This window comes from candidate division WOR-3 bacterium (assembly GCA_039801365.1).
In the GTDB taxonomy this organism is placed as follows: domain Bacteria; phylum Hydrothermota; class Tepidihabitantia; order Tepidihabitantales; family Tepidihabitantaceae; genus JBDRUN01.
In genome coordinates this window covers 1-6,863 of sequence record JBDRUN010000109.1, presented here as the reverse complement: position 1 = coordinate 6,863, position 6,863 = coordinate 1, and the positions used below count along the sequence as shown (strand labels likewise).

The window sequence follows — 6,863 nt, the reverse complement described above, 5'->3', positions numbered from 1 at the left end:
CGAAGCGACCAGTTTGAAACGGCACCAGCCATCCGGCAGCATCCGGGTGTCAAGTTCGTAGCCTGTGCCGGCAAGGTCCTTGGCCAAAGTCTGCCAACGGCCGGTGTAGTCGTCCCGACTGAACAGGACTTCGAGTGCGAGCGAGTCCGAATCAGGGTCTGAAAGTTCCCAGCTAAGGCTACGCACGGGATCAGCCTTTCCCGCACGTGCGTCGGCCAAGTTCACAACCGTTACGTCAAACTTGGTAATCAAGGGCGGCCGATTCGGAATGCAATAATACAGATCTATCTGTTGGAGTCGTGGTGTCAGTGCAGGAAAGTTTGAGTACAACCGGGCCCGCCATTGCACGAAACGACCGGACGGAGAACGTACAAACTCACTTGTCTCCTGCCATTCGGTCCAGGTAGAATCTGGTTCCTCGGCATCGCCGGAACGGGTGTCGAAGAGGAGTGCTGTCCCGGCCGGCACTGTAGAACGCACGCTCAGGCGCCCGAATCGAGCAGGCCCAGCACAATCGTGTGGTCCAGCAATGATATAGCCCTCCGATGCAAAATCCTGGCCCAGCGCATAGACATGGCATGGGCCGATGGTGCCGCACAGCACCGCCTCAGCTCCTGGTTCGAGACACACCACACTTTGGGCCGGAACCTTACGCAGTAGGGCGGCATGGCCCAGACTGTCGAGTTCGAAGATGATGCCATTTGTGCCGGTAGCGACGAGCAGATGCCCACTGCGGTAGAGGAGGTCAAAAACAGTTGACTCCGGGCAAGTCCAGTTCCAGCGCAATGCCCCGTCGGTCGTGACGCAGAAGACGCCGGCGGCGGACTCACCGGCCTCATCCGGATTCGCAGCGATGGCCACGAGACCGGAGCCAGCCACAGCCAGCGCCCGCACTTCGTCCTTCGGTGTGTCGTAGAGCACCGACGCCTCAGGCCGGGCCTTTCCGGGTTGGAACTGGAGCCGGTAAACGATACCGCCCGGGGAAGTACCGACCAGAAGCTCCTTGCCCTCCACTAGCCAAGCCAGTGCGGTTAGGTGTGCTTGGGCCGCGACGAAAACAACCTCGGGTTTGCCAGATGGTGGGATGTGGTACAACCGGCCATTGATGCCCGTGGCGCAGTACAATTCACCCGAAGGCCCAGACAGGATGTCAAACACGTATTCCTCTCCGGTTGAACAGAGCTGGACCGGATTTCCAGTCGGCGCCATGCGATACACGATGCCCCCTGGTGAAGTCACAAAGTACACGTTGCCTTGACGGTCCGTGGTCAAACACAGGACCTGGCCGGCGTCGGCATCAAACACGACCCTAGGGTTTGCCCCCGGCTGGAGCAGATACACCCGGCCACAGTTACCGGTACCTACGTAGACCCGCCGGCCTGGTGCTTCGGTAATCGCCCAGACCGATGATTCATCGAGCGTTGCTTTCTCTACCGACCTGGGCGCAAGGGTTACAATCCCGTCCGGACTGACCGAAACATTCTCAAGTTCGGGCTTCTCGGGCACGAATCCGGTGTAGCCCGACGTAGTCCAGACCGCGGCATGGCTACACATGGCGTATGCAAAGAGCAGCATACTGAGACCAGAATGCTGAATGCGTAAGCAACCACGACCGGTTCGGCCGTTCTGAGCATTGGTATCTAATTTCTGAGTTCTACTTTCTCCGTTTCCACGTGTCATCGCCGCACCTCCAGCGTGAGTTCGGCTGTGCCAAGAACCATCTGATCAAGCATGGTCGAGCGTTCGAATACCTTGCTCGATGATGTCGTCTGCACTGGCTGGCCCTCGGCGGTCGTGGCAATGACCCGGCGGAGAGAAGGTGGTGGTGCAGGTAGCTCGCGGTCGCCGACCGTGAAGCCCGTTGACGATACGTACCCGGCGATCACGAGTTCGTTCTCCGAACCGGACGACTCAAGCAGACGCCATAACCCAGAAAGAGTCCTAGGCTCGTGCGCACCCGGCGCCCTCATACTTTCGCGGTACTGAATCGAATCCCGGGATCCGACCACGACGGTCAGCTTACCGGACTGGGTGGCCAGTGGCACCTGAAACTTCTCACTTCTTACCTCAGCCCTGCCCAGCCGGTCCTCGGTCGTGATCGAGAGCGTCACGGTCTCGCCCGGCCGTACGACCATGCGGTCAGTCCGGCAGGACACAAGTCGGGAACGGCTCTGGCCTGGGATGAAATCGAGCTTGAACTCTATGCCGGTCACCGTTAGTTTCCGCAGTCGGTTCTGGAAGACTGCGTCGAGCTCGTGCGACACCCGCTCGTAGAACCTCGCGGCCGGTCCCTCCTCGGCAAGATAGTGCCGGACAACGACCGTCAGGGTATCTTCAACCGTGATCCTCATCTCCGAACGCAACGTCATGTCCTCCAATGCGCCCTCAGTCGAAAACAGAATCTCGGCCAGCGCGATAGCCACCATGTCCGCAGCCAGAGCTGGATGGTCTACCACGCGGCAGGAATAGACATGTTTCGTGGCTGGCGAGTTCACCGCCACTCTTACAGGAATCATCTCCGGAACTGGTCCAATCGTGCCCGCAATACCAGTCAAACGGTCTTGGGTTATCGTACCGACTGGCCGCGATGGCGAAAACAGCTTGAATGAAGTGGCCAGAGACGGCATAACGGTGTGAATCTTGCCACCGGTCATAGGCAGACTAGTTGCGCCTGCCGAGAACATCGGATGCCCAAAAGCAATAATTCGATTGCCCTCGCGCCAAGTTAGGGTTCCGATGGCCGCAAGACTAACATCGCCGTCCACTAGCGCCACCCCGACCGCACCGCCCGGAACAAGCAGTGAGTCGAGCCGATGCACCTGAGTTTCCACTTCGGTGCCGGCCGCGGCGACCGGCACAAGTCCGAATTCGGCAAGCCGTGGCCGGACAAGGTCAGCCAGTTGCGCCGTGTAGCCGGAGAGCGCGACCGGGACTAACAGCGGTGACAATGCAGGCGGGTCGTTTGAACTCCGTTTCTCAATCCCGGTTCCCGGAGTACCGGCCGGCAGATTCCAGATGTCGAGCATCTCGTTGATAGGTGTGATACCAGCAAGTGGCTCCTTAGAAAACCCCCAGGCATAAGCAACCGCGCCAGCCAGTTTCCCTTCAATGTACACCGGACTGCCAGACATGCCAGCAATTACGCCGGACCGTTCTAATCCGGCCCCTGATAGCCGGCCAAGAATCATGTCGCGTCGCGGACTCACATTGCGCATGACATCCACAACTTCGACCTCGAACCGCTCGACCTCGTACCCGGAGAACACTGATAGACCGTAGCCCTTCATTCCCGGCCTGATGCTGTCCGCTGAAATCGTCTCAACCGCCAGGGCTGACGAAAGACAAGAACACATAGTGTATAGCGTCAATGCCAATACCGCCGGGACCGGACGCACAACGTGAAGCTTAAAGCCTACGTCTCCGCTGACGCCTTGGTACCTGCTCTGTCCCAGAATCATTGTTCAGCGAGCTTATCCCATTTCGCGCGCCAGTCGGCGTAGTTTGGAAACTCGTGACAATTGACCGGCACCCAGAAACATGATTGCCTCTCCCACATCGTCTGCGGCACTCCAGGAACCATCGTAGCCGCATCGTATCCGCCCCCGGTTGGAAAGAACCAGGATTCCGCAGTGTCAAATGTGCCGAACAGATACCCGTGGCCGGAGCCGGCCTTGTCCAGATAGCGCAGCATCTGACGCAGCTTCTCCATTTTATCGTCCAGGATATCAGCCGGGAAGAAATTGTCTACCCCAGACTTGAGCAGACATTCGCACAGTAGTACGCAGTGGAATCGGTCCCCTTGGTAAAGCGTGAGGTCAGCCGAGCCGACCGGGGTCGGCACGTCTGCCCGACACGACCAGCCCGGCTGAATCAAAAGATGGCGTCGGATATGAAAGTAAGCGGCCAATATGAAATCGGTACTATTGAACACCCGCATTTCCGCTACGTCAGCCTTCAGCTTGAGCCAAAGCTGACCAGTGATGAACCCGTGCAGACCAGAAGGCATCAGCCGTCTTCCCGGTTTTGACCTAGCAGCGCGCCTTCAACCATCTCTCGAATCTGAGTGAGACCTTTGAGATTCAGCATCGTGACCCCAAGCCCGAGATTAGGTTCGCGCCACCTTGCACCAGCGATCGTGCTCATCACCTCGACGTGTTTTACCTCCGGATGACGCAGGAAGAATTCATCCGCAAGCACGTCGTGGAGGTTCTGCCAGCCAAGCGGAGTGAGCCGCGGAGTGGAGCCGGTAAGCATAACGCCCAGAGCCTTGAGCCCTAGAGAGACCGAGTCGCGGAAATAGTTCACCAGTGCAATCTTGTTTGGCGGTTCGCTCACAAACCAGGCCGACTTCTGCTTCGGATCAATGGCAAGGAACAGATCCTGATTCCCAAACGTATCATAAAAGTTGCGCCGAATAGGACGCTTATGCTCGAAGGCATTCTCATAGAAGCTCTTGAGCAGAGTAGGATTCGAGATGATACGCTGCGCCGCCCGATCCGCAGCAAGATGCTTGTAGCCATAGTGGTCCATGACGGCCAGGAGTGCATCAGACTCGTCGTACTTGGGCAGACTCGCAAGCATAAGACCACAGCCATACTTGGGTGACAGCCGCGCCAGCGACACCTCAAGCGAACGTTCGATATCGAGTCTGAGCTTGACCGGCATCTCCTACTCCCGTCGGCTAGCGCCGTGCCGCCGACCCATTCGTCTTGCACCTGCCGCCAGACTCCTGGTAAACCGTCCGAACTCAGTCGGCGTTGATGCCAAGTGCCGGGCGAACTGCTCGATATTCTCGCGGCCAAGAACATAGTCAATATTACCGATGAGCCAAGTACCCTGCAGGGCTTGACGCCGTAACTCGCTGGCCGAGACGAACCGGCGGTAGTACCCGAGGTCGCTGACCGGCACCGGGCGGAGCGGACTCAGAGAATCGAATGCAAGTTCAACTGCCACGATGACACCTGGCATGCGGTTAAGATGAGTGAGCAAGCCAGGCGGGGAAGACGAGGTTGCCGGCAGGACATGTACAGCCCTAACCTGTCCAGCAGCCAGCACCTGGTCAATCTCCGGCGCTGGCAGAAAACCAAGCCGAATCGCAACAAGCCCGATACCGATGTTGTGCAATTCGGGTTTCTTGGTGTCCACCTTCATGAGCTTGCGCATGGCAAACCAAGCTGGCCGACCAGATTCAAGGAGTGCGCGGAAGCTAACGTGAACGAGCAGGGAGGCCAGACCCTTGCGCCGATACTCGGGATGGACAAATATGTCCCACAGAGTCTCAAGACCGGTATTGGCGTCACGGTCGAAGTGACAGTGACCAGCCACTGACGACCAGGCACTGGAAACTGGAGAATCGGGGATTGACTCTAGCGTGAAGTCAGCTTTGGTCTCAGACAACTCCGTCCTAAGTTCGAACCGCTGGCCCGCGAGCGGACCAGAACGCACCAGGACATCCGAGCCGGTTCGGACATATTCTGGGCCCAGCCGCAAAGGACTGAACTCGGCTCTGCGACGCAGCAATGTCAACATAGGTCGCTACAATCCCCGTACCCGGCGACGGAATACGCGGGCCTCGAATTCATCAGTTGCCAAATGGTTGACAAACTGTTCCACCCCAGCTTTACGCAGCCGGTAGTTCCCGTTACCAATGACAATCAATCCACGGCGTACCCAGTCATAGATGACTGTTTCGTCCTTGGTCAACTGGACATAGGTCCGGAAGTCCTCGACTGGCCTCAGCGTGTCGGTATCAAGAACGAAGGCAATGAGCACCAAAGGAAAAGTCCTAATGACGATCTTGAAACTGGGCGGAAAACCGCCCTTGGCCGGCAGTACAGTAATCCCGACGATGTTTGCGGGCCGCAGAATGCGTTCAATATCGAACTCGGGCGTGAAGCCGAGCCGATTGCCGATGACACCGATACCAACGTTCTGCAACTCGATATTCTTGTCCGACGGTTTCATCAACCGCATCATCCTTATCTTAAACACGGCTCTCTCCTGGATCGAAAGCAGTTCCCGGAAGATGATATAGGTCATTATCGAAGCAATGCCCTTGCGACGGTACGCCTCCTGGACCGCAATGTCCCACAGCTCGACGCCAACACCCGGCGGGTTACGCTCAATATAGGTACGGCCGATACGCTTGCCGTCAATCGAAGCGAAGACGCTAGCCGTCTTGTCCTTGATTTCGGTCACAATCTCAAGCACCTGGTCTTTGAGCGGTCCGCTGAGAATACGGATGTGATCGTGGTCGAGCCACTGAAACCTCGGACCGATCCGGCCAGGACGCCAGGTAAACGGCGGCTCCTTTACAAAAGTCCGGCGGAGGAAAGCGGCAATCGGTCCGATAACGGGAAGTTCAGTGAGACCCACGTTTCTTGCCCCTATCGCATCAGGTTCGGGTTCAGCGCCACCGCCTTCTCCAAGGCCTCAACTGCCTTGTCGGTAAGCCCCTTGTCTCGGTACGCGATGCCCAGATTATGCCATGCACCATAGTGTTTGGGATTTATCTGTACCGCCTTGCGGTAACAATTGATTGCGGCATTGAGCCGACCACGGCAATATTCAGCCTGGCCCATGTTGTAGTAGGCCTGGACGAAGTCAGGCTGTAGCCGGGTCGCCTCGTGATAATTGGCCACGGCCTCATCATATCGAGCCTTCTCCATATAGATTGTGCCGAGATTGAAATAGGCCTGGGCATAGCTTGGCTCTAGTTCGATTGCCTTCCGCAGCATGGCAACTGCGTCCCCGCTGGAGCCGGAACGGTGGAGCACCAACCCCAGATTGTTGTAAGCCTCGACGTATCCAGGTCGCATCGCAATCGCCTTCCGAAAAGCTTCAACTGCACTCGACCAGCGCTG

7 protein-coding genes are annotated in these 6,863 nt (G+C 57.6%); all 7 read right to left on the bottom strand.

The features are described 5' to 3' along the window. On the bottom strand, positions 1-1,575 hold a 1,575-nt coding region (locus ABIL25_10415), incomplete at its 3' end, for a hypothetical protein (GenBank protein MEO0082680.1). A 101-nt stretch (positions 1,576-1,676) separates the two neighbouring features. Then, entirely contained in the window at positions 1,677-3,353 is a 1,677-nt protein-coding gene (locus tag ABIL25_10410; protein ID MEO0082679.1) for a SpoIVB peptidase S55 domain-containing protein, read from the bottom strand. Positions 3,354-3,454: 101 nt separating this feature from the next. Then, positions 3,455-4,006, bottom strand: coding sequence for a hypothetical protein (locus ABIL25_10405; GenBank protein ID MEO0082678.1), 552 nt, complete (start codon positions 4,004-4,006; stop codon positions 3,455-3,457). After that, positions 4,006-4,665, bottom strand: coding sequence for a hypothetical protein (locus ABIL25_10400; GenBank protein ID MEO0082677.1), 660 nt, complete (start codon positions 4,663-4,665; stop codon positions 4,006-4,008). The genes ABIL25_10405 and ABIL25_10400 overlap by 1 nt, the downstream gene beginning before the upstream one ends. Positions 4,666-4,668: 3 nt before the next feature. Then, positions 4,669-5,490, bottom strand: coding sequence for a GNAT family N-acetyltransferase (locus ABIL25_10395; protein ID MEO0082676.1), 822 nt, complete (start codon positions 5,488-5,490; stop codon positions 4,669-4,671). Positions 5,491-5,535: 45 nt separating this feature from the next. Beyond that, on the bottom strand, positions 5,536-6,375 hold the full coding sequence (locus ABIL25_10390; GenBank protein ID MEO0082675.1) for a GNAT family N-acetyltransferase: 840 nt from the start codon (positions 6,373-6,375) through the stop codon (positions 5,536-5,538). An 11-nt stretch (positions 6,376-6,386) separates the two neighbouring features. Then, the coding region (locus tag ABIL25_10385) for a tetratricopeptide repeat protein (GenBank protein ID MEO0082674.1) at positions 6,387-6,863 on the bottom strand (477 nt) is incomplete at its 5' end.